This is a genomic window from uncultured Bradyrhizobium sp. (assembly GCF_936943645.1).
Classification (GTDB): Bacteria; Pseudomonadota; Alphaproteobacteria; order Rhizobiales; family Xanthobacteraceae; genus Bradyrhizobium.
Map to the genome: position 1 here is coordinate 148,988 of NZ_CAKZJO010000054.1, position 26,089 is coordinate 175,076.

Here is a 26,089-nt window from a genome sequence, read left to right on the forward strand (position 1 = left end):
CAGCATATAGCCTGTCAGGCCCGCGAGGAATAGTCACGTTACGTCGCGCGGCGTGATCGTCGACTGTCATAATTCGTCGCGACGTTGCGAGCTAAATTGCTGCAGAGATTCGCGGGCGATCGAATTGATAGCGAATCTCGCCACTCTCGAAACCAAGACGAACGCATCAGCGAACCTGACTCATGCTGGCCGAGAAATTCTTTCTGGTTTTGGAGACGCTTAGAAGTCACGCCTCCGATGACCGACCCGATATTGTGACAAGCTCCGCGCCGTCTCCTGCCGTCCTGCAAACCGCAACTGCTTCGCAATGCAAGAAGCAGGTTCCCGACGATCAGGAATAGAAGCAATCCAGTCCGGACGATCGTGCCCTGGTGCTGCGCGCGCTCAGGAACCCAGCACATCCGCGAGCCGCAGTTCGTCGGCGGCGGGATCTTTCAAGAACAGCTCGGCCTCGATCTCGTTCAGATGCGAGAGCATCTGCGCGCGTGCCCTCGCCTTGTCGCGTTCGCGGATCGAGGTGACGATCTCGGCGTGATGATCGGTGCCGCAGGCCGGCGTGTCGTGGCGGCGGTAAAGCAGGATGATCAGCGAGGAACGCGCGATCAGCTCCTTGAGGAAACCGAGATAGATGCTGTGGCCGCTCATCTCGGCGACGAGCTTGTGAAATTCGCCGGAGAGTCGGACCGAAGCCCGCGCATCGCCGCGCCGCTCGGCCTCGCGCTCCTCGGCAAGATGCCGGCCGAGACGATCGAGCCATGCCGGCGATGCTGCATCGATGGCGTGATCGACGATGGTGGGCTCGATCAGGCGGCGCGCCTCGAAGACTTCGCGGGCATCGGCCGGCGTCGGGCGCGCGACGAAGGCGCCGCGGTTCTTCTCGATGCTGACGATGCCCTCATGCGCGAGCTGCTGCAGCGCGGTGCGGACCAGCGTGCGGCTCGCGCCGTAAATCTCGCCGATCTCGTCCTCGCCGAGCTTGGTGCCCGGCAGCAGGCGATGCTCGAGGATTGCGGCGGTCACCCCCTCCCGGATGCGGCCGACGCGATCGCTCGCATCTGGCACGTCGGATTTGGGGCGGGACTTGGCGGCCATGGTGCGTGGGCTCGATCGACGACGTTCGCTTCGAATGTTAGTCGACGAGCTGTATCCAATCACAGGCGAAACTTTATACAATCGGCGCCCGTTTTGTGTGCAGGCAATAGTGTGCGCGGCAGGTAGCCCGATCTCCGGGATTCGATCTAACGATCTGACTCCGCTGCACAGTTCCGGAATTTGGCCTCCGGACGGGCGGTTGGCACGGACCTTGCGGAGAGAGGCCCAAGCACCGCCTCCCTGGACATGCCATGGCCACTCCCGCCGCCCTCGAACTGGTCGCCGTCACCAAGCGCTACGACACCACGCTGGCGGTCGACACCGTCAATCTGAAAATCCCGGCCGGCACCTATTGCTGCCTGCTCGGCCCGTCCGGCTGCGGCAAGACCTCGACCCTGCGCATGATCGCGGGCCACGAGGCGGTCAGCGAAGGCGACATCATCCTCGGCAACCAGAACGTCACCGATTTGCCGCCGGCCGAGCGCGGCACCGCGATGATGTTCCAGTCCTACGCGCTGTTTCCGCATCTGTCCGTGATCGACAACGTCGCCTTCGCCCTGAAGATGCGCGGCATCGACAAGCCGACGCGGCACAAGCGCGCCGGCGAATTGCTCGAGCTCGTCGCGATGAGCCAATATGCAGGCCGCCTGCCCGCGCAACTCTCCGGCGGCCAGCAGCAGCGGGTGGCGCTGGCGCGCGCGCTAATCACCGAGCCGCAGATCCTGCTGCTCGACGAGCCGCTGTCGGCGCTCGATCCGTTCCTGCGGGTGAAGATGCGCGGCGAACTGAAGCGTCTGCAGCGCGAGCTCGGCATCAGCTTCATCCAGGTCACCCACGGCCAGGAAGAAGCGATGGCGCTCGCCGACCACATCGTGGTGATGAACCAGGGCAAGATCGAGCAGCAGGGCACAGCCCGCGAGATCTTCCACCACCCCCGCACCGAATTCGTGGCGCGCTTCATCGGCGGCCACAACGTGCTCAGCGACGCCGGCAACCTCATCGCCGTGCGCGCCGATCAGCTCGGCATCGTGCCGTTCGCTGACGGCGCGTTCGGCGCGCCGGCGCTGCTGACCCAGACCGAGTACCAGGGCTCCTACATCGCCGTCTCGCTCACGCTGGACGACGGCACCGCCCTGTTCTCCCACGTTCCCGAGGCCGCGTTCGACGTCCACCCGTTCCGTCCGGGCGATCGCGTGCTGGCCACCTGGGACCCCGCCAAGGCGCAACGCCTGCAATAGCGCCGATCGATCACTGGAAATGCGCAACAGAGGAGTGACTGACATGAGCAAGATCACTGGGACGAAGGGCGTCAGCCGCCGCACGCTGCTCAAAGGCACAGCCGGTCTCGCCGGCCTTGCCGCCGGCTCCGGCGCCATCACCGGTTTTCCCTATGTGAAGTCGGCCGACGCAAAGGTGCTGCGCTATCTCGGCACCGCCGTGAACGAGGGCGACGACATCTCCAAGCAGTGTCTGAAGGACACCGGCATCAAGATCGAATACATCACCGCGACCACTGACGACGTCACCAAGCGCGTGATGACCCAGCCAAACTCCTTCGACGTGCTCGACACCGAATATTTCTCGCTGAAGAAGATCGTTCCGTCGGGCAACATCCTTGCGCTCGATGCGAAGAAGATCAAGGAATTCGACAACATTACGCCCGTCTTCACCAAGGGCGAGACGCCCGGCGGCAAGAAGATCGGCGGCCAGGGCACCGCGCCGTGGAAGGTGCTCTACCTCGAAGGCAAGGATTCCAAGAAGTTCGCGACGTCGGCGACCGAGTTCGTCACGCTGATCCCGACCGTCTACAACGCCGACACGCTCGGCATCCGCCCCGACCTGATCAAGCGTCCGATCAGCTCCTGGTCCGAGCTGCTCAATCCCGAATTCAAGGGCAAGGCTTCGATCCTCAACATCCCCTCGATCGGCATCATGGATGCCGCGATGGTCGTTGAAGCCACCGGCAAGCACAAATATGCCGACAAGGGCAACATGACCAGGGAAGAGATCGATCTCACCATGAAGGTGATGACCGAAGCCAAGAAGGCCGGCCAGTTCCGCGCGTTCTGGAAAGACTTCAACGAGAGCGTCAACCTGATGGCGTCAGGTGAAACTGTCATCCAATCGATGTGGTCGCCGGCGGTGACGAAGGTGCGCTCGATGGGCATCGCCTGCATCTTCCAGCCGCTGAAGGAAGGCTACCGCTCCTGGGCGTCGGGCTTCTGTGTCTCCAAGGGCGTGTCTGGCGCGAAGCTCGACTGGGCCTACGAGTTCGTCAACTGGTTTCTATCAGGCTATGCCGGCGCTTATCTCAACCGCCAGGGCTATTACTCCGCCGTGCTCTCCACCGCGAAGGCGCATATGGAGCCCTACGAGTGGGCCTACTGGATGGAAGGCAAGCCCGCCGAGAAGGACATCAAGGCGCCCGACGGCTCGCTGCTGGAGAAGGCCGGCGCGGTGCGCGACGGCGGCTCCTATGAGGACCGCATGGGCGGCGTCGCCTGCTGGAACGCGGTGATGGACGAGAATGACTACATGGTCCGCAAATGGAATGAGTTCATCGCGGCGTAACGCGGATGTCGGAAGAAGTCCTGCAACAGGCATCCCCGGGCTTGATCCCGGGGTCAGGCACGGTGCGCGCGGCCAAGCCGACGCGCCTGTCGCCGTCGTTCATCTCCTGGCTTCAGGCCGGGCCGATGATGCTGGTGTTTCTCGCCTTCTTCCTCATTCCGCTCGTCTTCGTCGTCATCGTCTCGTTCTGGGACTACAACGAGTACCAGTTGCTGCCGGCGTTCTCCGGCCGCGGCTACACCGACACATTCGAGGGCTGCATCGCGCAGCTCCCCGATCTCTGCACCATCGGCAAGACCTATCTGAAGACCCTCAAACTCTGCTTCATGGTCTGGGGGATCACGCTGTTCATCGGCTTCTGGGTCGCCTATTTCCTCGCCTTCCACGTCAGGTCCAAGACCTGGCAGATGGGATTGTCGCTGCTCTGCACGATCCCGTTCTGGACCTCCAACGTGATCCGCATGATCGCCTGGATTCCGCTGCTCGGCCGCAACGGCCTCGTGAACTCAGGCCTGATCAAGACGGGCCTGATCAACCATCCCGTCGAATGGCTGCTGTTCTCCGAATTCTCCGTGGTGCTGGCCTTGGTGCACCTCTTCACCTTCTTCATGGTGGTGCCGATCTTCAATTCGATGATCCGCATCGACAAGTCGCTGATCGAGGCCGCCTATGACGCCGGCGCCACCGGCTTCCAGACACTGGTCAACGTCATCATTCCCTTGGCCAAGCCCGGCATCGTGATCGGCTCGATCTTCGTCATTACCATCGTGATGGGCGACTTCATCACCATCGGCGTGATGGGCGGACAGCAGATCGCGGCCGCCGGCAAGATCATCGAAACGCGGGTCAATGCGCTGCAATTCCCGGCTGCTGCCGCCAACGCGGTGATCCTGCTCGTCATCACCTTCCTGATCATCACCATGATGTCGCGCATCGTGGACATCAAGAAGGAGCTCTAGAGCATGAAGGAAGGACGCCCGCGGTCGTTCTACGTGCTCGCGATCTTCTTCGCGGCCTATGTGCTGTTTCTCTACGGTCCGATGATCGCGATCTACGTGCTGTCGTTCCAGGGGCCGCAGGGCGGACTCACCTTCCCGATGAACGGCGTCTCCACATTCTGGATCGCAAAGCTGTTCCAGGGCACCGGCATCGTCGATCTCGGCGCAGCCTTCCGCCGCTCACTGCTGCTCGGCGTGATCGTGATGATTGTCACCGTCGTGCTGTCGGTCGCCGCCGGCATGGCGTTCCGCCGCAAGTTCAGGGCGCAGAGCATCCTGTTTTATTCGGCGATCGCGAGCCTCATCGTTCCTTCGATCATCACCTCGCTCGGCATCTCGCTGGAATTCCGTATCATCGACGATCTGATCAAGGCGCATTGGAACGAGAATTTCGAGACGTCGATGGGCCTGCTCACCTCGGGGCTCGGCGCGCATCTGACCTGGACGCTGCCGTTCGGGCTTCTGATCATGTTCGCGATCTTCAACCGCTTCGATCCCAGGCTGGAAGAAGCCGCGCGCGATTTCGGCGCGACGCCCTGGCAGACCTTCCGTCATGTCGTGCTGCCGATCATCCTGCCCTCGGTGATCGGCATCGGCCTGTTCGGCTTCACGCTGTCCTGGGACGAGCTCGCCCGCTCCAGCCAGGCGATCGGCGCGGTGAATACATTGCCCCTCGATCTTCAAGGCCTCACCACCACGGTGACGAACCCTGATATTTATGCGCTCGGCACGGTGATCTCGGCGGTGTCGTTCACGGTGATCACGCTTGCGCTCGGCACCATCCACATGCTCAACAAGCGGCAGGCGGCCAAAGGATCGGACGCCGGCAAAGGGCTCGTCTGATCGCGATGCGACTGCACATCGTCAATCCCAACACCACCGCGTCCATGACGGCGAAGATCGCCGCTGCGGCGCGCACAGTTGCGCTGCCCGGCACCGTGATCGACGCGCGGCAGCCGGCGATGGGCCCGGTCTCGATCGAGGGATTTTACGACGAAGCCTTCGCCGTGCCCGGCATGCTCGGCTGCATCCGCGAGGCGGACCGCGACGGTGCCGAGGCGCACATCATCGCCTGCTTCGACGACACCGGTCTCGATGCCGCGCGCGCGGTCGCAAAGGCCCCCGTGATCGGCATCGGTGAAGCCGGCTTCCACATGGCGAGCCTGATCGCCGCGCGCTTCGCCGTGGTGACGACGCTCGGTGTCTCCATCGTGCCGATCGAGCACAATTTACGAAAATACGGCCTCGCCGATCGCTGCGCCCGCGTCCGCGCCGCCGATGTCCCGGTGCTGGCGCTGGAACAGCGCATCGCCGAGGCGCTCGGCAAGATCTCCACGGAGATCACGGCCGCGATCCGCGACGACCGCGCGGAGGCCATCGTGCTCGGCTGCGCCGGCATGGCCGATCTCGCCAGCGAGCTCGCCGCCACCCACGGCCTGCCGGTGATCGACGGCGTCGCTTCTGCTGTGACGCTGGCGGAATCTCTGGTCCGGCTGGGGCTGAAGACGTCGCGGCTGGGGCCCTATGCGGCGCCGCGCGCCAAGGCCTATGCAGGGCCGTTCTCGCAGTTCGAGCCGTAGGCTCGGAGCCGTCCGGGGCGTATGAACAGCTTGCGGCCGGTGACCTCCGATGAGGCTCGCCGGCCGCCGATGGCTGGTTCGCGAAATCCAGATCGCGCTACTCCGTTTGCTCCACCGCCGCCGGCATCTTCGCCACCGACATCAGGGATCGCGAGACCTGGTTGAGCAACTGATCCGCATTCTCCTCCTCCGCCAGCGACTTTGACAGCAAGGCGACGATGGCGCTGTGGCGCAGCTGCTGGGCGAGGTTGCGCGCGGTGGTGTAGCCGGCGATCTCGTAATGCTCGACGCGCTGTGCCGCGCCGATCAAGGCGAGATCGGCGGCCGCATCTTCCTTTTTTTCGCTCTCCTCGATGATCTCCTGCCCTTCCTCGACGAGGCCCATCATGCCCCTGCAGGGCTTGGCCCGCGCAGTCTTGCCGAGCATTTCGAAGCATTCGTTGATGCGCTCGATCTGGGCCTCGGTCTCGGCGAGATGCAGCTCGAACAGCTCGCGCAATTGATCGAAGCGCGCCGCCTCCGCCATTTTCGGCAGCGCTTTTGTCAGTTGCTTCTCGGCGTGAAGGATATCGCGAAGCTCGTCGAACAGGAGATCGCCGAGCCCGGTCTCGTCCACGGGCGGAGAGCTCTCGGTCACGATGGCGCTCGCCGGCCCGGGTTCACCGGCCTGGATTGCAGGCGATTCCGTGAAGACCCAGTCGCCGCCCTCGTTCCAGGGGCCGCGGGTGTCGATCTCGCCGTGGTCGCCGGCACCCGTCGAATCGTTGAAGAACTGGTCGACCAGACCCGGCGTCGGCGCGAGGCGGCCGATACTGAAGGCAGGCTTTTCCATGCTTTCAAGCGCCAGCGCAAACGCCTTCATATGGGTGATCTCGCGCGTCATCAGGAACTGCAGCGCGTCCTTGGTGCCAGCGTCGTCGCAGAAATTGATCAGCCGCTCGTAGACGATCTTGGCACGCGCTTCCGCAGCGATATTGCTGCGCAGATCGACATCCAGCTCCCCGGTGATCTTCAGATAGTCGGCAGTCCAGGCATTGCCCTGCGAATTGAACAGATTGACGCCGCCGCCTCCCGCGATCGCGATCAGCGGATCGGCTTCGGCCGCCTGACGGTCGAATTTCGACGGCTTCAAATGCATGCGCGCCAAAGTGCCGACGACTTCAAGATGGCTCAGCTCTTCCGTGCCGATGTCCATCAACAGATCCTTGCGGTCAGGGTCTTCGCAGTTGAGGCCCTGAATTGAGTATTGCATGGCGGCCGCCAGCTCGCCGTTGGCGCCGCCGAACTGCTCGAGCAGCATGTTGCCGAAGCGAGGGTCCGGCTCGTCGACGCGAACGGTGAACATCAGTTTCTTGACGTGGTGATACATAGGGAAGAGGCCTCGGGCTTGGGGACGGATCGATTCCCGAACAAGCGCGCGTTGTGGTTGTTCCTATCGCGATCGAAGAGCCGCATCGTCGCGGCAAGGCGTGATGTCTTGCGATTGCGAACGGACGAAGCCGGATCAGATGAAGGACGTTCGACGCGAAGGCGCAGGCGTTGTCGCGTCGCGGAGCGCGGCCGAACCGTCGCGGGGATACGCATCCGTAGTTTTACGGAGATCAACTTCGATGAGCCGGCCGCCGGGCCGAAAGGACTGGACCGCTTATCTTTTTCCACCCTCAGCCTCTTTTTGGTCCCAATTGTTGCCGATCAGTAACACTTTCGGGACCCTCCCGGCCGCGCCTTGTTCTGCGTTCCCGTGCTGCCGCTCTTCGCCACTCACCAAGTTTCAATTTGGGTTTTGTCAGCGATGATCGATCTCGCCCAGGACACACCGTCCAACCCCCTGCTTCGCCTTGGCGCCCAGCCGATCGCGCTGACCGCCGCCGCCCTCCTCCTGCTGATCGCCGGCGTGACCTCGATCGCGATCTGGCGGGCCTATACCGGCGCCTCGCCGGAGCCCGACCGGGTGGTGGCCTCGCGGCAGCTTCAGGCCCGGACCGCTCAGGCCTCCGAGCAACTGGTCGAGAAGACCAAGGGGCTGGAGGCGACCCAGCAGGAATCGATCGACCAGCTCCAGGTGGTGCAGGACCAGCTCCAGACCATGAAGCGGCTGATGGCGGCGCAGCAGGCCGACACCAAGCGCCTGTCCGAACAGGTGGCATCGCTGAACGAATCCATCGACGGCCTGCGGCAATCGTTTGCCAGCGCACGATCGACCGACGTCGAGACCCCCACGGTTACCCGCAGGAAACCGGTGCGGCATCGCGTCCACGCCAGCGCACGTAAGCGCTCGCGCGGCTGAGCACCTCACAACGGGACTAATTTTTCCGACTTGTGAACTGGATCACATTCGTCCGTATGATTCCGCGCGATGCTTGCGGCTACCGGATGGCGTGAGCCGATTTCAATGTCCGGGGCTGGCAAGGTCGTTGACGGTATACTGCGTCAACGGCCTTGTTTTTTGGTCGGTCAGCCTCGCGCCAAGGCGCATTTCAAGGCGCTATTCGCAGACGTCCACACGGCGATACCGCCATCCCGCAGGCGTCCTGACGCGCTTGCGCACGACGTAGCAGCCGCCATAGCCATCATTGTAGGCAGGACCATAGTCGTCGGGAACGGCGTAATAGGGGTAGCCGTAACCGTAGCCGTAATAGCCGCCGTACAGGCCGGCGCCTGCGATGCCCGCCCCGATCCCCACTCCCGGCCAGAAGCCGCCGCCGTGCCAGTGGCCGCCATGGCCCCAGCCGCCACCGTGGCCCCAGCCACCGTGCCCGAATCCCCGCGCCTCGGCCGCCTGTGGCACCGACAGCCCGATCACTGCTACGGCCAGCGCCGCCATCATCATCCTGCGTAACATCACTCGATTCCTCCGCGTGGACACGCTCCACGCTCAAAGCAGGGACCAAGCTAACGTCAGCAGGGCATTCCGGACAGCCACCCTGCCTCACTTCCGCGCGAGCATTCAGCAACCGCGGCAGATGCTCTTGAGCTTCTTGTCGAGGATACGGTTCTCGGCGGCGACGGCGGCATCCGTCCCGCCGCCGGTGGCGGCGCCGCCTCCACCGCCGGGACCTGACGACTGAGCCGTGCCGAGGCTGTTGGTGCCGGGCGGTGGGGCCGGCGAATTGGCGACGCCCCCGGTCGATCCCGCGGAGCCACCACTCGATCCGGCAGACCCGCCGGCCGCCTGCGCGAAGGCAATTGCGGGCATCGCCGCGAGCGCGAAGATCAGAATCATGGTCTTGAGTGAAGCGGTTGCGGAGGATGCGGCCATCGGAAATCTCCTTCACCGGTCAACCGCCGCTGCGAAGTCCGGTTCCGGAACAATTGCCACCGCACCAGCTTGAAGGTTTGAGGAGACCAGTCACGATGAGAGATCGCGATCCCTTCGCGGAGGGCCAACGCGCCGCGCGCGAGAACATTCCGGCCGAGGCCAATCCCTACCAGAACGGCAGCGACGAGCATGCCCTGTGGGCCGCCGGCCACGAGAAGATCGCCGGCACCATCGAAGCGGGCGAATCCGAAGGCGGCTGACGCGCCGTGTCGGCGGCGCGCCGACAATTACGCGGCCGCGACCAGTGCCTCGGTACGATCCTCGACCATCGTCACGAACATGTGGGACTCTTCGTTGGCGCCGCCGATCTGCACCCGGCGGGCCGAGATCACACGGCGGCCACGCGTGGGATTGTCGATGGTGTCGACGATCGGTTCGAGCTGCTGCTTCTGCGCGAGCAGCTGCTGATCGCGCCGCTCGATCAGCGCTGCCGCCTCCGCGGAGAACAATTCCCGCGCGGTCTTGCCGATGATCTCGCCACGCGACATTCCGATCATCTTCTCGGCAGCCTTGTTGACGAAGACGTAGCGCAAATTGCGCGCGTCCTTGGCGATGATGCCCTCGGCCACGTTCTCGATGATGGTGGCGAGGAAGCGCTCCATGCGCTCGAGAATGCGCTCACGCTGACGCTGCTCGGTGACGTCCTCCTGCACCGACACCCAGCCGCCGCCGTCCATCGGTCGCTCGTAGATCTTGATGCTGCGGCCGTCGTTCAAGGCGATCTCATAGGCCGTCGGCTCGCGCCTGGCGATCCGGCCGAGCACCGCCGCGACGTATTTCGTGACGTCGCCATTGAACAGCCCGCTCTTGACCCGGTGCTCGAGGATTTCCTCGAGGGTCGATCCGGCCTGGATCGTCTCGGGCAGATTGTAGATCTGCCGGTACTTCGAGTTCATCGCGACCACGTTGGCCTTGCCGTCCAACATGATCAGGCCCTGCGGCATGCTGTTGATCGCAGCCGAAAGCTGCCACTTCTTGGCCTGGTACTTGTCGTTGAACGTGTCGCGCTCGGTCCTCGCCGCGTCGCGTGCCTGCGCCGTGCCGAGCTCGAGCTCCTCGAGCTCGAAGATGCGCGCCACGGCGTCGCGGAAATTCTGCACCGCACGGGCAAGACGTCCGATCTCGTCGTGACGGCCGAGATGCGGCACCTCGCTCTTGACGTCGCCCTGCGCGATCCGGTCGGTCGCCTGCGTGATATCGGCCAGCGCGCCGACCACGGAGCCGCGCATGACGACGACGTTCAGTCCCGCGAACAGCAGTGCCGCGAGCCCGAGCGCGAACAGATAGGCCGCCGCGTAGCGGTTCTCGTCGGCGAGCGCGTCAGCATCGAGGGCGCGCTGCCTGTAGATCTGCTCGAGCGCTTCGAGGTCTGTGTTGAGCTGGCTGCGCAGCGTCCGGTTGGCGGTGTTGTCGCCCCACTCGCGCGCCGCCGCGGAGCTGATCTCGACGCCGCGCCGCACCAGCTCCTTGCGGAAATCGATGAATTGCGCGATGCGCTGGCGGAAGGCGGCGAACAGCTCGGCATCGTCATTGCCGACGGTGCGCTCCATGCTCTTCACCGCGTCGGCCAGCTCGCGGTTACGCTGGTTCAGCCTATCCGCGAACGGCATCATCGCCCGACGATCGGTGGACATGTAGATGCCGCGCGACTCCATCACGACGGCGTAGATCAGCGCGTTGATGCGCCCCACGGTGATCGCCGCCTCCGCGGAGGAGACATGCATGTGGCGATACGTCGTCTGCAGACGTACGGTCTGCACCGACATCACCAGCAGGAATGTGGTGACGATCGCGAGGAAGGCGGCAATGCTGTAGACCTTCTCCGCGACGCTCAGCGTGTCGGCGCCGCGCGCGAGGCGAACGAACTTCTTCAATAAATTGGTTCCGGCGACGAGGCCGGATGCCGGTGCCGCAGCATTCATGGCGCAGCTCCCCCTGGTTGAAAACACCCCACGATACCGGTGCGGCGCTAGCGGAGGCTTAATGTTTCAACCGGTATTTTTACGGCGTGGAACCCGTTTGCGCGGGACCGGGCAGATACCGCCCGAGCGTCAACCGATCCGCTTCAGGCCCTTTTTGAAGCGCGGACCGTTGGCGACATAGAACCTGGCCGCACTTCCCATGCGCTGCACCTGTGCATCGTCGAGCGTGCGGAGCACGCGCGCCGGCGAGCCGATGATCAGGGAGCGTTCGGGAAATTCCTTGCCTTCGGTGATGACGGAGCCGGCGCCGACGATGCTGTTGCGGCCAATCCTGGCGCCGTTCATCACGATCGAGCCCATGCCGACGAGAGCGCCCTCCTCGATGGTGCAGCCGTGCAGGATGACGTTGTGGCCGACCGTGCAGTTCTTGCCGATGAGAAGCGGGAAACCGAGGTCGGTGTGGCAGGTCGAGCCGTCCTGCACATTGGCGCCCTCGCCGATCTCGATCCACTCATTGTCGCCGCGCAGCACCGCGCCGAACCAGACGCTCGCGCCCGGCTTCAGGCGCACGCGGCCGATCACGGTCGCAGTCTCGGCGATGAAGTAATTGCCGTCGGCGGGAAGGTCGGGCGCCTGCCCGTCGAGCTCGTAGATCGCCATGGAGGTCTCCTGTCACGTCGACCACAGGCATAGCCAAACCGCAGCGTTGACGCAAAGGGCCGCCCGTTTCGGCAGCGGCCAGGGCGCCGGCATCAAGCCAGAACGCCGGCCGCGCGCAGCGTCATCAGGAAGAAGGTGCCGCTCATCATGCTCCAGAAGCCGGCGATGAGGGTCGCCATCATCACGAATTCCACGCGGCGGCTTTCCACCCGCATGCCGCGCAGCGTGTTGCGCATGATGATGAAGGGCGCGGCGAACACCAGGAACGGAACCGCCGCGAAGGTCTTCGGCGCCACGCCGTCCTGCAGCAGGCCGAAGCCGGCGGGCCGCTGCGCGAGCGCCTGGTATCCGTTCACGAGCGCGCCCGCGAGCGCGAAACCGATGCAGATCGAGAAGAGGGTATTGAAAGCTTCAGGTGTCATCGGAACGGTCCGCCCTTACGCAACGCCACCGCCTTCCTGTGACAAAAAGGGCTGGTTAACGCTACATTATCCTTAAGGGAAGGTTAACGCCGCCGCCCCGCCCGCGCAGGGCGGCCCACGCGCCCCGCAGGTGCGGAACGCTGCGCGAAATCGCCGCCGCGTGGCATATTCGCCGCTGATTCGTCGGCCACCGGCCGACGTCCGGCTCGACCTCGCGCAAGCTCATGACGATGTTTACGGCAGCTCCCCTCGGATCCCCACGCACGCGCCCCCGGGCGCATGTCGTGCCGATCCTGCTCGGCAGCGCGGCGGCGATGGGCGCGGTCGCGCTGGTCGCCTATCTGTTGTGGCCGACCTGGGGCTCGGGCGGCGCGAACGCTCCCGACAAGCTGCCGGTCAGCGTGGGCGGCACGCTGTTCAACCTGCCGGTAACCGCGATCCGCATGAAGATCCAGCGCCACTCCGGACCGCAGGAGCGCATCGATCTCGACTTCCTCTATCCCTCGCTGGAGCCGCCCGGCGCGCCGAAACACGTCACCGCCGACACCGTGGAAGCGGCGGTGCAATCGATCGACCGCATCTTCCTGTCGATCGCTGCGCATCACGATGCGCTCTCGCCGGAGCAGCGCACGGCCACGATCTATCCGCGCTATCTCGACCCATCCGCAGCGACGCCCGCGGACGGCCTGACGATGCGAATGTTCCGCACCGAGACGCCTTACGGCAGCGAGGATTTCTATTCCGCGGCAAGCCCGGCGCTGACCGCGCGATGCACGCGCGATGCGGCGACGCCCGGTATGTGCCTGTCGGAGCGCCGCGTCGGCGGCGCCGACCTCACCTTCCGCTTTCCGCGCAGCTGGCTGTCGCAGTGGCGCGAGGTGGCGGAGGCGATGGACAGGCTGACCGCACAGCTGCGCGGACCCAAGGGCTGAGCGGGGCCGTCCGGTCGCCGATGCCACTGCGCGGCTGCGACTTCCAGGAAGACATCACGCATGAGGCCACAGGCCGTTCAAACGCCGCTCTTGTCGCGATCGGCCCAGCGATAGCGCGGCAGATCCAGCTTGTCGGCAATATCTCGGCCGATGGCCAGTCGCGCCGCGCCCGGCAACGAGAACGCCCTCACGATCTGATTGCGAAACCACAATCCCCACGACGTCCGCGGCGCAAACGCCGTGGCGAAGCGCTCCGCTCCACGCTGCTTGGCGCCGATATAGCCGCGAAGGCGGGTCTGGTAGGCGCTGAATGCTTCCTCGTGGCGTCCCTCGGCGCGTGCGAGCTCGCCCGCAAGCACATAGGCGGAGATCATGGCCAGAGCCGAGCCCTGCCCCGCAAGCAGCGACACGCAGAAGGCCGCATCGCCAATCAGCGCAATGCGGCCGCGCGACCAGCTGCCCATCCTGATCTGGCTGACCCGATCGAAATACAGCTCATCGGCGCGATCGAGCTCGTTTCGGATCGCCGGCCACTCCCATCGCGCACGGCCATAGAGGTCGCGCAGCTTTGCTTTCTGGTCGGCAGGCGTGCCCGGCCATCCAGCGGCGGCGTCGGCAAAGACGAAGAGGAACAGCGTTCGATCGCCGTGCAGGGAAAAGCGCCCCATCATGCGGCCCGGCTGCCCATACATGAGATACGTATTCTCGTCGCGAACATCATAGCCGCGGGCCTCGAATGCAGCGACGACGTAGCCGAGATGCCGTTCGAAAGCCTGTTGCGGGCCGAACGCAAGGCGCCGCACCGTCGAATGCAGCCCGTCGGCACCGATCACGAGATCGAAGCCGCGCTCGCCACCCCGCCGCAATTGTACCCTGACCTCGTCGGCGCGCTCTTCGAGTGCAACGATCTCGTCATCGAAGATGATTTCGGTGGAGTCACTGATCGTCCCGTACAGCAGACGCGACAGATCGCTTCGCGCCAGCGTAATGTAGCGTCCGCCCGTCAGTTCGTCGAACACGCGCGTGCCGAAACCGGCAATACGCCGCCCGCCATCATCGACGATCCGCATCTCCTGCGCATGATAACCGACGTCGTCGATTGCGGGCAGCAGCCCCATCCGTTCGGCGATGTCGTAACCCACTCCCCAGAAATCGATGACATAGCCGCCGCGACGAAGCGCGGGCGCGCGCTCGACCAACGTCGGCGCGTAGCCGGCCGCCTTGAGCCAATAGGCAATGGTCGGCCCTGCGATCCCCGCCCCGGAGATCAGCACTGTCTGCATTGAGGCAATATGGAAAATGCGGCGGCTGATCGCACCGCCGCGTCAGACACGAATTGGTGAAACTTGCGAGTTCCGCATCACCAATCGGTTCGCACTATTCCTGATCGACCAGATCGTCTTCCAGGATCGCCATCTGGAACTGGAACGAGCGATCATCGTCCTCGTCGTCGACGAACAGCACGCCGATGAATTCCTCGCCGATATAGACTTCGGCGGAATCGTCCTTCTTCGGCCGCGGCACGACGCGGATCTTGGGATTGCCGAATACGCGCTTCAGATACGCATCTAACTTTCTGACTTCTTTGACGTCCACGGCAAGTCTCCGATCGAAAATGGCTGGCCGCGTTTTAGGACGAGACGCGACGAACCGCCAGCATGAATTGCCAAAGAATTTGGGGAGGAAAAGGGCCTCAAAAATCCGGCCCTTGCACGCGGGCTCAGAGTCCCATGTCTCAAAGTCCCATGGCGTTGATCATCTGATCCATGGTGCGCGACGGCTCGGCGCAGCCGGCTTCGCCGACGATCTTGGCCGGCACGCCCGCGACCGTGACATTGTGCGGCACGGGCTTGACCACGACCGAACCCGCCGCGATGCGCGCGCAATGGCCGATCTCGATGTTGCCGAGGATCTTTGCGCCGGCGCCGATCAAGACGCCGTGTCGGATCTTCGGATGACGATCCTCGTTCTCCTTGCCGGTGCCCCCTAACGTGACGCCGTGCAGGATCGAGACGTCGTCCTCGATGATCGCCGTCTCGCCGCAGACGAAGCCGGTGGCATGGTCGAGGAAGATGCCGCGGCCGATGCGCGCGGCAGGATTGATGTCGGTCTGAAACACCGCGGAGGCGCGGCTCTGCAGATAGTACGAAAAGTCCTTGCGGCCCTTCAGATAGAGCCAGTGCGCGAGGCGATGGGTCTGGATGGCGTGAAAGCCCTTGAAGTAGAGCAAGGGATCGATGAAGCGCGAGGTCGCGGGATCGCGGTCGTAGACGGCGACGAGATCGGCGCGGAAGGCGTTGCCGATGTCGGGGTCGTCGCGCAGAGCATCCATGTAGGCCTGGCGCACCAGGTCGCCCGACAGCGCGGAGTGATCGAGCCGCTCGGCGACGCGGTGGATCACCGAATCCTCCAGGCGGCTGTGATGCAGCACCGACGAATAGATGAAGGTCGCAAGCTCCGGCTCGCGACGGACGATGTCCTCCGCTTCGCCCCGGATCCGATCCCAGATCGGATCGAGCGATGCGAGCTTTCCGCCGGGATTGACCTGATGCACTGCCATGGATTTGCTCTTCGAATTTGCCCTTTCGGGGGGCTCGTTTGACCGGTTCTATAGCATAGTCTAGGCGACGACGTCCTGACCGGCTTGCCTGAGAGTGAACAGCATCTTGCGCCGCAAAAGCGCGTCAAGATGTTGAAACACCACGGTTTCTTCTGACGCCCCCAAGCGGCAAGGTTGGCTCAAGGTGGTCAGAGTTTTGCCAAATTCAAGCCGGGCGGTGTCAAACTATTGGTGAATTCTCCGCCAACCGTTATTGCGGGCATGATCGACAAGCGAGGACGGGGCCGGATTTGAGCATCACCACCGATCAATTGCGCGCGCGCGCCGCGGATGCGCCTTGGCTGCGTCTGGCGGCGGTGGCCCTGCCCCTGCTGATGATCGCGCCGGCGTTCTGGAACGGCTATCCGCTGTTGCAATGGGATACCGGCGGCTATCTGGCGCGCTGGTATGAGGGATATCTTGTCCCGAGCCGCTCCACCGTGTTCGGCCTCTACCTGCACTACGGCGAGAGTTTCGGCTTCTGGATCAACCTCGCGGTCCAGTCGCTGGCAACGCTGTGGCTGCTGCAGCTTACACTGCGCGTGCTCTCGATGATGCAGACCCTCCGCTTCATCGCAATCAGCCTTGGCCTGATCGTGTCGACCGCGCTGCCCTGGCTTGCGAGCATGCTGCTCACCGACATCTTCGCCGGGCTTTCGGTGCTGTCGCTGTTCCTGCTGATTGTGGGCGCAAACCGCACGTCGGCGCTCGAAAAGATCGCGCTGTTCGTCTTCACCGCCTTCGCCGCGGCAACCCACAGCGCCACGCTCGGCGTGCTGCTCGGCCTTTGCGTCGCGGGCTGGATGGCACGGCCGTTCCTGAAGCAGCGCCTTCCGCTGGCCGGATTGGCGCAGGCCAGCCTCACCATCGTCGCGGGCAGTGTGATGCTGGTCTCGGCGAATTATGCGCTGTCCGGCAAGGTCGCCTGGACGCCCGGCGGCTACGGCGTCGCCTTCGGCCGCATGATGCAGGACGGCATCGTCGCGCAATATCTCAGGGATCATTGCCCGCGCGAACGCTACAAGCTCTGTCCCTATCGCAACGAGCTGCCCGCCACCGCCGACGAGTTCCTGTGGGGCAACAGCATGTTCAACACGCTCGGCCGCTTCGATGGGCTCAACGACGAGATGGGTTACATCGTCGTGCATGCGCTCCAGGACTATCCGGCCTGGCAGGCCGGCGCGGCGCTCCGCGCGATGGGGCAGCAATTGCTGCATGTGGCGACCGGCGAAGGCACCGACGTCTGGATCCCGCACACTCGCGGCATCATCGAGCGCTACATCCCCGCACAGGCCGCGCCGATGCGCGTGGCGCGTCAGCAGAACTGGCAGCTCGACTTCACCGCGATCAACTGGCTGCACGTGCCGGTGGCGCTGGCATCGATGCTGGCGCTGGTCGCGCTGCTCGCCCATGCGCTGGCGACCCGCCGGCTCGACGACCTGACGCTGCTCGCAGCGACCGTGACGCTGGCCCTGCTCGGCAACGCCTTCATCTGCGGCGTGATCTCAGGGCCCCATGACCGCTACGGCGCGCGGATGGTGTGGGTGGCGACGTTTGTGGTGTTGATGGCGGTCGCGCGGCGGTTTGGTGAGGACGCTAAAGAGCGGTGAGATTGGAGCGTCGTCACGCTCGCTTGTTCGATGATCTCCGCGCCGGCGCGTTCCCCACCCAATTGATAACGGGATATTGGCCGGTATCGCGCCGGATAATGACTCGATGGGAGTGGAGAGCAATCCATTCAGGAGTGGGCGGTGTCCTACGTGAACGCTTGACACACCACAACAACCTAAGGGAGCATCTACCGTTTTTCATACCTTAGGAGATTTGCCAAAATGACTACCATTCACATGGACTCGAGCATCAGCCAGACCGCCACCCGCGCCGTTTTGAACGGAGGCGTATTGAGCTGCACAAAGTCCAGCGACAAGGATGTCTACTCTCATTCGATTTGGGCGACCGAAAGCAACATTCGGCAGTTCACGATGCACGAAGGTGACAGCATCGTCATCCCACCAGGTTCGACCTTGACGATCTGGATATTCCGCAAGCAGCCGGGTCAGTCGACTTGGACGATGGACTTCGAACTCAAAGAAAAGGCAGCGTGACGGGCCACACAAAACAGCCGCTCTCGGAAACGCGTCCGGGAGCGGTCCGCTAAAGGGAGCGGACGGCGGGTACCGGCAGATGCCAGGTCAGTCAATCGATCGCACCAAGGTTGACGCGCAGGATGGGTGGAGCACCAGCGAAACCCATCAATCCGTTCGCCGCTGACGAATCATGATGGGTTTCGCAAGGGCTCAACCCATCCTAGGCGCACTTGAAGAGTGGACTGCCACCGCCGGTTATCTAAACTGGCACCATGCAGCTAAATAGATCATTCGCATCAGTTCAGGAGGAGCTGATATTCAACTTCTCCGCCAGAATACTCGGACCGCATGCGCTGTTTCAGCCAGAGAAAACGAGCGCTTCCGAAGAACCGGCAGACTTAGTCTGGTACGCTGATCGGTGCGTCATTCTCATGTACATGAGAAGATCCGTTCATGGGTACGACAAGAAGGTAAGGCACAACCTGAGGCAGCTTCGACGATGGTTAGGAAAATGGAGCGCCGGACGACAGCTTGTCGGCTCTTCTCATGGGCCATCGGGTCAAAGCCGCTTTCAAATATCCTTCGCGGATATCGATCATATAGTGGGTCTTTCCGTTATCGGCGCCGGCGAGACATGGTGCGAATTTCACATCGATGAAGTGCAGCGCAACAGCCAGCGAAAGCTCGCAGCATGTGCAACTGTGACGGAGAAAGCGCTCCTTGAGCTGGCGAGATCGGGCGGCGGCCCCCGAGAGATTGTTTATTGGTTATCGCATCTGCACCAATCTAGGGGGCGCATGAGCGACGGCGCCCTCGTCGGAGCGATGCACCTTCAACAAAGCCAAGAGATGGCCTTGGTGCGATTTGCGTTGAGCAACGTGGATCCGCTACTGCAACTACCTTCCCGGGTGTCGGTGCATGACGTGATTCCGTTTCTCAAGAGCATGGAGACCTACGTTCAAGCGTCATTTAGCGCCATCCGAGGTCATGACGTGGACAGAGAAGAAGTCGGCCGCATTTCAGTCGACCTCACATTCGCTGACCTTTATTGGTTTGGGTTGGTAAGCCAAGTGCTTGCGAGCAAGGTGCCTCCCCCCGGAGAATATGGACCACTCATTCTCGCTTCAATGCGGCGATCTGGGATGTACCAGCTCCGATATGCGGTCGCGGCAAACTCTAAAGTTCTTGCTCAGCGTATGGAAGAATTAACAAAGGCCTTCGGCGACTCGGCCGGCCTATCACTCATTCACTCCTTGGATGTTGGGAGATCGAGCCCTTGGGGGATGATGTTGTTGCATCCCCGAGTTGGAAAAAGTCATCTTCGTGCCGAGATAATCGATCTTGCGCGTTCAGTTCTTGCTTCGCAGACCTGAAGAGAGTGGACCGTTCCGCTTATGGCCTCCTGACGTTCCTCCGTCTCGTTAGCGCCCTTAGCGGGCTGTAGATCTCTGCGCATGAAGGAGAGGACAGCTGCCTCGGAGGGGGCGAGGCCCTGTTATGGAGGCAACAACCTCATCGCTTCGGACAACATCCCCTCACCCCCGCCGCGCCAGAAACTCCAGCACGCCGTTCTTGTAGACCTTGTCGCCGACCGCGCGCATGTGGTCGCGATTGGGGATGTCGAGCACTTCGGAGCCGGGGATGATCGCGCCGAGCGCGCTGGCGCTTCCGGCGACGTCGTCGGTCGAGCCGACCGCGATCAGCACGGGCACGTCGATGCGCGCGGCCTCGTCCTTCGTCATGAGATCGCGCGTGCCGCGCAGGCAGGCGGCGAGCGCCTTGCGGTCGGAGCGGGTCTGGTCCGCGAACGCACGGAAGGTGCGGCCGACGGGATCGGTGACGTCGTCGAGTGCAGGCGCTTCCAGCGCTAATGCGACGTTCTCGCCGGGGCCGGTGCCTTCGATCAGGCCGCCGATGCCGATGCCGCCGAGGATCGCCGAGCGCAGGCGCTGCGGCTCGTTGAGAGAGAGCCAGGCCGTCATCCGTCCGCCCATCGAATAGCCCATGATGTCGGCCTGCGGGATCGCGAGATGATCCATCAGCGCGAGCACGTCGCCGGCCATCACCGGAATCGAATATTGCGCGGGATCGTAGAGCTTTGCGCTTTCGCCATGGCCGCGATTGTCGAGCGCGATGACGCGACGGCCGTTCTTGCGCAGCTCCGAAACCCAGGTCGGATAGACCCAGTTCACGTTCTTGCTGGAGGCAAAGCCGTGCACCAGGATGATCGGATCGCCCTCGCCTTCGTCGAGATAGGCAATTTCAACGGCGCCGTTGTGAAAGCTCGGCATCATCAGTTCCGTGAGGTCTTGTGGGGGGATGGGTCGATCTTAGAGCACGATCCGGAAAACAGTGCAGCGGTTTTCCGGCAATATCATGCTCAAACAATAGCCCAAAGCGACGACGATTTGACCCGATCCGCTCGCGGGTCAGGCGGGCACGGCATCCGCCAGATCGGCCTCGACGGCGATCTGCGCACGGCGGAGCCGCCGCGCCCTCTTGCGATCGCACCAGGCCTGGGTCAGGCGTTCTGTGGTCGCCTTGATCGACGACAACAGGCCGAACAGCGTCAGCACCGCGCCAAACAGCGCCATCGCCAGATCGAACATGCCTCCGACAAGCAGCAGCGCGCCGCGGCCAAGCAGCTTCAAGATCGCGCGCGTCTTGCCGCCCTGCGCTTCCGCAAGCCGCGCCGCGCGCGCGACGTCCTTCGGACCCTCGGCGATGCGCAAGCTATCCATCGCCCCGCGCGTGCCGGTCTTCTCGGCGACGCGGGTCACGTCCTTGCCGAGCCGCACCAGCGCGCCGGCCTTCTCGGCCCGGAACGCGGCCTTGATCGCACTCACCGTCTCGCCCGGCCGGAACACCGAACCCTTGGCGACCGCATTCTGGAGCATCGGTGCGTCGACGATCTCGCGCGCGGAGCGGCCGGCCCACACGGCAAGGCCTTCGCCGAGCCGACCGACTTTCCGCGCATCCTTCACCAGCGTCAGTCCGGCCCGGACCGGCGCCGCACCGCCGACGGAGACGTAGGTCGCCGCGGTCACCGCAAGGCCTGCGGCCGCAAGGCCGAGCACGAGGCGGTCGGTGTCCTCGCCCATGGCCAGATGCTTGCCCTCGCGCACCACGTCGCGGATGTCGCCGATCACGAAGAGATCGCCGGCCACCGTGCCGGAGAGGCTCGCGACGTCGTCGGCATTGCCGGTGACGAGGCCGGTGGCGAACCGCTTGGCGAAGTGCGACGTGGAAGCTTCGGCTTTGACCGCGTCGCCGACGCGGCTCAGGAGGTCGTCGGGCAGCGCGATGTTGCGGTCGCGCGCCAGCGCGACAAAGCTGTCGGCGAGATCGGCATCGCCGGCGGCAAGCGCGGCCTCGATGTTGTCCTGAATCAGGCGGTCATTCTGCCGCAGCAATGAATCGAGCTTGAGCTCGGAGAGCGCGGCCGGATCGTCCTTCGCGGCGAGGATCGCGCCGGCCTCGCGGGCGTGCGGTGCTACCTGCGCGAGCATGAAGCCGCAGGCCGCGATACCGGTCAGAGCTATGGTGATTCGCAGCCATTTCATGTGGAAAAGCCAGATCCGGAAAAGCCCTGCGGTCCTCGGGATCGATGGCGCAGGATGATTCGTCTTTCGGCGCAAATTCGCTTCTCCGAGAGACATAGTATGCCAAAATTGCGACACAACGTCCCCGACGAAAGAAGGGCTTCTCTCTGGCCTCAAGATTGTGTCGAATTTGCATGAGCAAATGAGCATGGGGCAATTGCGGACCTTTCGGTTCCGCTGGACTAGCAATCATCCACACCCGCCAGTATGGTCCGCGGCGCCTCAAATATGCCGCGTCAGTTCTTGATTGTGTCTGCCGCCATTGCCACTCCAGGATGAGTTACGATGTCCGACCATGTCGTCCCGCACTTCCATAACGATGCCGGTGTCCCCGTCATCGAGATCGGCTCGCAAGAGTTCATGTGCGTGGGCGCCAACCCTCCGTTCGACCATCCGCACGTCTTCCTCGACCTCGGCAACGACAACGAGATCATCTGCCCCTATTGCTCGACGCTGTATCGTTTCGCCGCCGACCTGAAAGCGGGCGAAGCCCGTCCGCCGGAATGCGTCCTGAAGGACAAGGTGGCCTGACCGCCTCCACTGGTTAAGGGGTGGCGCTCTCCCGAACGATTGTCATCGCCGGTGCCGGCATCGGAGGACTGACGGCTGCGCTCGCGCTCGCCGCCCGCGGCTTCCGCGTCGTCGTTTTGGAAAAGGCCGAGCGCCTCGAGGAAGTCGGCGCCGGACTGCAACTCTCCCCCAATGCCAGCCGCGTGCTGGTCGAGCTTGGCCTCGCCGAGCGCCTCAAGCTGCGCGCCGTCGTGCCGGAGGCTGTCTCGATCATGAGCGCGCGGGCCGGTGGCGAACTCCTGCGCATGCCGCTCGGTGAAGCCGCCTCGCGGCGGGCCGGCGCGCCCTATTGGGTGGTGCACCGCGCCGATCTGCAATCGGCGCTGGCCGACGCCGTTGCCGACCATCCCGACGTCGACCTGAAGCTGGGCGCGACCTTCGAGGACGTCGCCCCCCATGCCAAGGGACTGACGGTGGTCCATCGCAGCGGCACGATCCGCCGCAGCGATCTCGCCAGCGCGCTGATCGGCGCTGACGGCATCTGGTCGACGGTGCGCCAGCATCTGTTTCCCGAAGTGCAGCCGCGCTTCTCCGGACTGATCGCCTGGCGCGGCACGCTCGACGCCACGCAACTGCCGAAGGACTATACCGCGCGCCGGGTGCAGCTCTGGATGGGACCGAATGCCCATCTCGTCGCCTATCCGATCGCGGGCGGACGGCAGATCAACGTGGTCGCCGTGTTGCCGGGCACCTGGAACAGACCCGGCTGGAGCACGCCGGGCGACCCGCTGGAAGTGATGGACGCCTTCGCCGGCCCGCGCTGGCCGGCCTCGGCCCGCATGATGCTCGCCACGGTCGACAGCTGGCGGAAATGGGCGCTGTTCGGCGTGCCCGACGGCTGTCCGTGGAGCAAGGGTCCGGTGGCGCTGCTCGGCGATGCCGTGCACGCGATGCTGCCCTTCGCGGCGCAAGGAGCGGGCATGGCGATCGAGGACGCCGCAGTGCTGGCCCGGCATTTGAGTCTTGAAGCCGCCGAGAGCAGCGCGGGCATTGCTTCGGCGCTGACGCAATACGGCCGCGCGCGCCAGGCGCGGGTGCGGCGGGTGCAGCGGACCGCGCGGCAGCAGGGCCGCATCTATCATCTGAGCGGACCGTTTGCGGCCGCACGCGACCTTGCGATCCGCGCGCTCGGCCCGGACCGCATGCTGGCGCGGCAGGACTGGATCTACGGCTGGCGGCCCTGAGCCGAAGCGCCGACGGTGCCGCGCGTCAGCGGGCCGCTCTGCCGGATTTCGGTGCGGGCTTGGCTGCGGCAGGTGACGGCGCAGGCGGTGTCGCCTCGGGCGGCGTTTCCCGGCATCTGTTGCGGCGCCAGGCGTCCTCGGCCAATTGGGCCTGCCCGCGCACCGCGACATAATCGTTGCGATAGGCGAGCTCGGACACGACCGCGCCACCTGCCCCGGTCTCGGCCTTCTCCATCAGCGCCCGCAAATCGTCGGTGCGCTTGGCGAGCAGCTTGCGCTCACCTTCCAGCTGCTTGCAGTCGTACAATTCGTATTTGGCCGGGTCGGCGAAGGCCGGCGCGACCGTCTCGCTCATGCTGGCGCAACCGGACAGCGCGGCGCCGGCCACAAGCAGCGCGAGGAGCGCACCAAGGCCGCGCAGGGAAGAGGAAAACGAAGCAAACATGCCGGATGAATAGTCCCGTTGGATTGAGAATGCCTAAAGCAACTCCCGGTGTCCGGATTGAGGCTTTGCCTTGTGCGCCCGGCTCGCTTAAGGAAGAACGTCCCCGGCAGACGCAAAGCACCAATTCCAGACGCCCGGGGATGGACTTAAGTGTTTGATCTCGTTGGATCAAGCGGGCATGGCGGAATTGGTAGACGCAAGGGACTTAAAATCCCTCGGTGCGCAAGCGCTGTGCCGGTTCGACCCCGGCTGCCCGCACCACGAGATTTGATGCCACCTGATATGCGACGGCTCGGTCGCGGGCAGCATGATTTGGCAGCCGACTGTTCATGGCCACGCCGCACCTGGCTTCCGCCCAGCACGTTCAATTCCAGGCGACTTCGCGACGACGAAGGCCTTCCCGGCACGACCGCCTACTTCAACACTTTCTTTTTCGCCCATTCCCGGATGCGCTCCTCCGAGACCTCGAAATGCATCGTGTCGTTGAAGGCGACGCCTGAGTACCAACCCGCCTTGTTGAAAAGCGGAATCAAGAGCGCAATGAACTCCGGCACGGTCGCACCGGTGTTCGCGGGCGCGTCGAAGCCGACGACCTTGAAATCCACCGCCGTCCCCCAGCCGTGATTGGAGACGTGGGTGCTGACCGAACCGTTGGTCGGCTTGCGCATGCGCACGCTGAGCATGCCTTCCGTCGAGAGAACCTTCGCGAGAGCGGGCTGTTTTGCGAATGCTTTCGTCAGAACGGCTTTCACGTCGTCGACCGCGGGCTTGACGCCGGTCAGGCGGAACAGCGGCGACATTCGCTCCAGCACGAGATTGCGCTTGACCAGATCGGACGCGCGCTCGTTCTGCCCGACGGTCGTGAGGGGCATATGGGGCGAGCCGAGGAGCGAGATCATCGTCTCCTCCTTGGCGCTCGATAGTCCCGTGTTGATGGGCAGCAGAGAGGCGAGAGGAACCGGTGCGGAAAAGCGGCGGGCGAGATCCGCACGGCTCAGCGTCGCGTCTGCGCCGAGCGCTCGCGCGGCGGGCCCGGCCTCCGCGATTGCAGGCGCATCGACGATCCGTTCCACTGCCAGCAGCAATTCCTTGCTCGCCGACCGTACCTCCGCAGCGCGATTGATGATCGGTCCCCAATGTCCCGCTTGCTCCCGCAGTCCCAGCGCCGCGATCTCGACCACCATGGCCGGACATTGCTTGCTGAGCCTCTGAAAGGCGAAGCCCCGGGACTCGGGGTCACCGAAATTCTCGCGGTCGTTATCGTTTTCCCGCGGCCGCATATCGACCTCGAATATCTCGCGGAGCCCCTCATCGGGATGGTCCTGATAGTGGTGGAAGACGTCGAGCAATTCGGCACGCGGCGCAACGAGGTTGAAGCTCATCTGGAACAGCCCCGCCTCCGCCGTGTCAGCGGCCCGATTGTTGGCGTGCCGATCTCGTCCTTCACAGAAGCGCCCGCTGCTCTCCCGCATCCCGAGACCGAGCAGCAGCACGAACAGGGCTCGCAGGCGCTCGGCCGACGTCGCCGTGCCCATGCCGATGGCTCGCAACTGGTCGGCATACCAGGACAGAGCATCGCCCTTCAGATTGCCGTGGGAATCGACGAAGGCCGGCTCCAGAGTGCGCGCCATCCGGTCCGCGACGGGATCATGCGCCTGCAATCTTGCATAAGCCGACGCGTAAGCTACCGCCATCCCTGCGGTGTAGCCGATGCAGGCGACGCCGCGGTTCTTCCACTCGTATCGTCCAATCGCCGACATTTTTGCCGCAGTGATGACCTGGGGCTTGACGTCAGCCACCAAGGGGGCGGCATCCGACAAGGGCGCAAGGAGTGCGAAGGGAAGATCTTGTCCATCCAGGCTGACGACCGACATCCCAGCCTTCGGCTTCTTGGTCATGCAATCCTCCTGTGGCCGCGCGACAAACGGCCCGAAAAAATCGTTCGACAATCAAAGCAATGGGCAACGGAAATGATCAGCAAAGATCAATATTGATACGGCGGCGACAAGCGACCGTCAACCTCAGCGTGTCACAAGAACAAGTGCACCGCCGCAGATGCCACGCCCGTCGCACCGGCGCCGATAGAGACAAAAGCCATCATGGCTG

The 26,089-nt window shown here is 63.9% G+C and carries 27 protein-coding genes and 1 tRNA gene; 14 read left to right on the plus strand and 14 right to left on the minus strand.

What is annotated here, in order from left to right:
- Positions 1–384 precede the first annotated feature (384 nt).
- Positions 385–1,092, minus strand: coding sequence for a GntR family transcriptional regulator (locus Q0743_RS14080; RefSeq protein WP_298242136.1), 708 nt, complete (start codon positions 1,090–1,092; stop codon positions 385–387).
- A gap of 251 nt (positions 1,093–1,343) precedes the next feature.
- Between Q0743_RS14080 and Q0743_RS14085 the strand changes: the two genes are divergently transcribed.
- Genes Q0743_RS14085 through Q0743_RS14105 form a run of 5 tightly spaced genes read left to right on the plus strand, consistent with a single transcriptional unit; the run spans position 1,344 to position 6,241 of the window.
- Positions 1,344–2,330, plus strand: coding sequence for an ABC transporter ATP-binding protein (locus Q0743_RS14085; protein ID WP_298242137.1), 987 nt, complete (start codon positions 1,344–1,346; stop codon positions 2,328–2,330).
- A 43-nt stretch (positions 2,331–2,373) separates the two neighbouring features.
- Complete coding sequence (locus Q0743_RS14090) at positions 2,374–3,663, plus strand: PotD/PotF family extracellular solute-binding protein (RefSeq protein ID WP_298242138.1); 1,290 nt, start codon at positions 2,374–2,376, stop codon at positions 3,661–3,663.
- A 5-nt stretch (positions 3,664–3,668) separates the two neighbouring features.
- Positions 3,669–4,622, plus strand: coding sequence for an ABC transporter permease (locus Q0743_RS14095; protein ID WP_298242139.1), 954 nt, complete (start codon positions 3,669–3,671; stop codon positions 4,620–4,622).
- 3 nt (positions 4,623–4,625) lie between these two features.
- On the plus strand, positions 4,626–5,504 hold the full coding sequence (locus tag Q0743_RS14100) for an ABC transporter permease (RefSeq protein ID WP_298242140.1): 879 nt from the start codon (positions 4,626–4,628) through the stop codon (positions 5,502–5,504).
- Positions 5,505–5,509: 5 nt separating this feature from the next.
- On the plus strand, positions 5,510–6,241 hold the full coding sequence (locus Q0743_RS14105; protein WP_298242141.1) for an aspartate/glutamate racemase family protein: 732 nt from the start codon (positions 5,510–5,512) through the stop codon (positions 6,239–6,241).
- Positions 6,242–6,338: 97 nt separating this feature from the next.
- On the opposite strand, the gene Q0743_RS14110 is transcribed toward Q0743_RS14105, so the two are convergent.
- Positions 6,339–7,610, minus strand: a complete 1,272-nt coding sequence (locus Q0743_RS14110) for a DUF892 family protein (RefSeq protein ID WP_298242142.1) — start codon at positions 7,608–7,610, stop codon at positions 6,339–6,341.
- Positions 7,611–8,033: 423 nt separating this feature from the next.
- On the opposite strand from Q0743_RS14110, the gene Q0743_RS14115 reads away from it, so the two are divergent.
- The gene (locus tag Q0743_RS14115) at positions 8,034–8,528 is read left to right on the plus strand and encodes a hypothetical protein (RefSeq protein ID WP_298242143.1); all 495 of its coding nucleotides are present in this window, start codon (positions 8,034–8,036) and stop codon (positions 8,526–8,528) included.
- 198 nt (positions 8,529–8,726) lie between these two features.
- On the opposite strand, the gene Q0743_RS14120 is transcribed toward Q0743_RS14115, so the two are convergent.
- Complete coding sequence (locus tag Q0743_RS14120) at positions 8,727–9,083, minus strand: hypothetical protein (RefSeq protein WP_298242144.1); 357 nt, start codon at positions 9,081–9,083, stop codon at positions 8,727–8,729.
- A 105-nt stretch (positions 9,084–9,188) separates the two neighbouring features.
- Positions 9,189–9,500 (minus strand): hypothetical protein, encoded by a 312-nt coding sequence (locus tag Q0743_RS14125; RefSeq protein WP_298242145.1) that lies wholly within the window; start codon positions 9,498–9,500, stop codon positions 9,189–9,191.
- 95 nt (positions 9,501–9,595) lie between these two features.
- Between Q0743_RS14125 and Q0743_RS14130 the strand changes: the two genes are divergently transcribed.
- Positions 9,596–9,760, plus strand: coding sequence for a hypothetical protein (locus tag Q0743_RS14130; protein ID WP_298242146.1), 165 nt, complete (start codon positions 9,596–9,598; stop codon positions 9,758–9,760).
- Positions 9,761–9,787: 27 nt separating this feature from the next.
- On the opposite strand, the gene Q0743_RS14135 is transcribed toward Q0743_RS14130, so the two are convergent.
- The 3 genes from Q0743_RS14135 to Q0743_RS14145 form a co-directional block, all read right to left on the minus strand.
- Positions 9,788–11,482 (minus strand): PAS-domain containing protein, encoded by a 1,695-nt coding sequence (locus tag Q0743_RS14135; RefSeq protein ID WP_298242147.1) that lies wholly within the window; start codon positions 11,480–11,482, stop codon positions 9,788–9,790.
- A gap of 129 nt (positions 11,483–11,611) precedes the next feature.
- The gene (locus Q0743_RS14140) at positions 11,612–12,142 is read right to left on the minus strand and encodes a gamma carbonic anhydrase family protein (protein WP_298242148.1); all 531 of its coding nucleotides are present in this window, start codon (positions 12,140–12,142) and stop codon (positions 11,612–11,614) included.
- 92 nt (positions 12,143–12,234) lie between these two features.
- Positions 12,235–12,564, minus strand: a complete 330-nt coding sequence (locus tag Q0743_RS14145) for a hypothetical protein (RefSeq protein WP_298242149.1) — start codon at positions 12,562–12,564, stop codon at positions 12,235–12,237.
- Positions 12,565–12,788: 224 nt separating this feature from the next.
- Between Q0743_RS14145 and Q0743_RS14150 the strand changes: the two genes are divergently transcribed.
- Entirely contained in the window at positions 12,789–13,496 is a 708-nt protein-coding gene (locus Q0743_RS14150; protein ID WP_298242150.1) for a hypothetical protein, read from the plus strand.
- A gap of 77 nt (positions 13,497–13,573) precedes the next feature.
- On the opposite strand, the gene Q0743_RS14155 is transcribed toward Q0743_RS14150, so the two are convergent.
- The 3 genes from Q0743_RS14155 to cysE form a co-directional block, all read right to left on the minus strand.
- Positions 13,574–14,779 carry an FAD-binding domain gene (locus Q0743_RS14155; RefSeq protein ID WP_298242151.1) on the minus strand — a complete coding sequence of 402 codons (1,206 nt, stop codon included), beginning with the start codon at positions 14,777–14,779 and terminating at the stop codon, positions 13,574–13,576.
- A gap of 94 nt (positions 14,780–14,873) precedes the next feature.
- Positions 14,874–15,092: a DUF3126 family protein gene (locus Q0743_RS14160; RefSeq protein ID WP_007602550.1), complete on the minus strand. Its 219-nt coding sequence runs from the start codon at positions 15,090–15,092 to the stop codon at positions 14,874–14,876.
- Between the two features lie 139 nt (positions 15,093–15,231).
- A complete protein-coding gene (gene cysE, locus Q0743_RS14165) occupies positions 15,232–16,056 on the minus strand; it encodes a serine O-acetyltransferase (protein WP_298242152.1) in 825 nt (274 codons plus the stop codon).
- Between the two features lie 290 nt (positions 16,057–16,346).
- Here cysE and Q0743_RS14170 point away from each other — a divergent pair, with 290 nt between their 5' ends.
- From Q0743_RS14170 to Q0743_RS14180, 3 genes are all read left to right on the plus strand, one after another.
- Positions 16,347–17,705: a hypothetical protein gene (locus Q0743_RS14170; protein WP_298242153.1), complete on the plus strand. Its 1,359-nt coding sequence runs from the start codon at positions 16,347–16,349 to the stop codon at positions 17,703–17,705.
- Between the two features lie 222 nt (positions 17,706–17,927).
- Positions 17,928–18,200, plus strand: coding sequence for a hypothetical protein (locus tag Q0743_RS14175; RefSeq protein ID WP_298242154.1), 273 nt, complete (start codon positions 17,928–17,930; stop codon positions 18,198–18,200).
- Between the two features lie 584 nt (positions 18,201–18,784).
- Entirely contained in the window at positions 18,785–19,555 is a 771-nt protein-coding gene (locus Q0743_RS14180; protein ID WP_298242155.1) for a hypothetical protein, read from the plus strand.
- Positions 19,556–19,717: 162 nt separating this feature from the next.
- Here Q0743_RS14180 and Q0743_RS14185 read toward each other — a convergent pair whose 3' ends face one another.
- Complete coding sequence (locus Q0743_RS14185) at positions 19,718–20,473, minus strand: alpha/beta hydrolase (protein ID WP_298242156.1); 756 nt, start codon at positions 20,471–20,473, stop codon at positions 19,718–19,720.
- A gap of 138 nt (positions 20,474–20,611) precedes the next feature.
- On the minus strand, positions 20,612–21,745 hold the full coding sequence (locus Q0743_RS14190; RefSeq protein ID WP_298242157.1) for a hypothetical protein: 1,134 nt from the start codon (positions 21,743–21,745) through the stop codon (positions 20,612–20,614).
- 324 nt (positions 21,746–22,069) lie between these two features.
- Between Q0743_RS14190 and Q0743_RS14195 the strand changes: the two genes are divergently transcribed.
- A complete protein-coding gene (locus tag Q0743_RS14195; protein ID WP_007602543.1) occupies positions 22,070–22,315 on the plus strand; it encodes a zinc-finger domain-containing protein in 246 nt (81 codons plus the stop codon).
- Positions 22,316–22,335: 20 nt separating this feature from the next.
- Positions 22,336–23,538 carry an FAD-dependent monooxygenase gene (locus Q0743_RS14200; protein ID WP_298242158.1) on the plus strand — a complete coding sequence of 401 codons (1,203 nt, stop codon included), beginning with the start codon at positions 22,336–22,338 and terminating at the stop codon, positions 23,536–23,538.
- Positions 23,539–23,563: 25 nt separating this feature from the next.
- Here the strand turns inward: Q0743_RS14200 and Q0743_RS14205 are convergent, their stop codons facing one another.
- Complete coding sequence (locus tag Q0743_RS14205; protein WP_298242159.1) at positions 23,564–23,983, minus strand: twin-arginine translocation pathway signal; 420 nt, start codon at positions 23,981–23,983, stop codon at positions 23,564–23,566.
- Positions 23,984–24,155: 172 nt separating this feature from the next.
- Here Q0743_RS14205 and Q0743_RS14210 point away from each other — a divergent pair.
- A tRNA-Leu gene (locus Q0743_RS14210) sits at positions 24,156–24,244 on the plus strand.
- Between the two features lie 152 nt (positions 24,245–24,396).
- Here the strand turns inward: Q0743_RS14210 and Q0743_RS14215 are convergent.
- The gene (locus tag Q0743_RS14215; RefSeq protein ID WP_298242160.1) at positions 24,397–25,881 is read right to left on the minus strand and encodes a M15 family metallopeptidase; all 1,485 of its coding nucleotides are present in this window, start codon (positions 25,879–25,881) and stop codon (positions 24,397–24,399) included.
- Between the last annotated feature and the right edge of the window lie 208 nt (positions 25,882–26,089).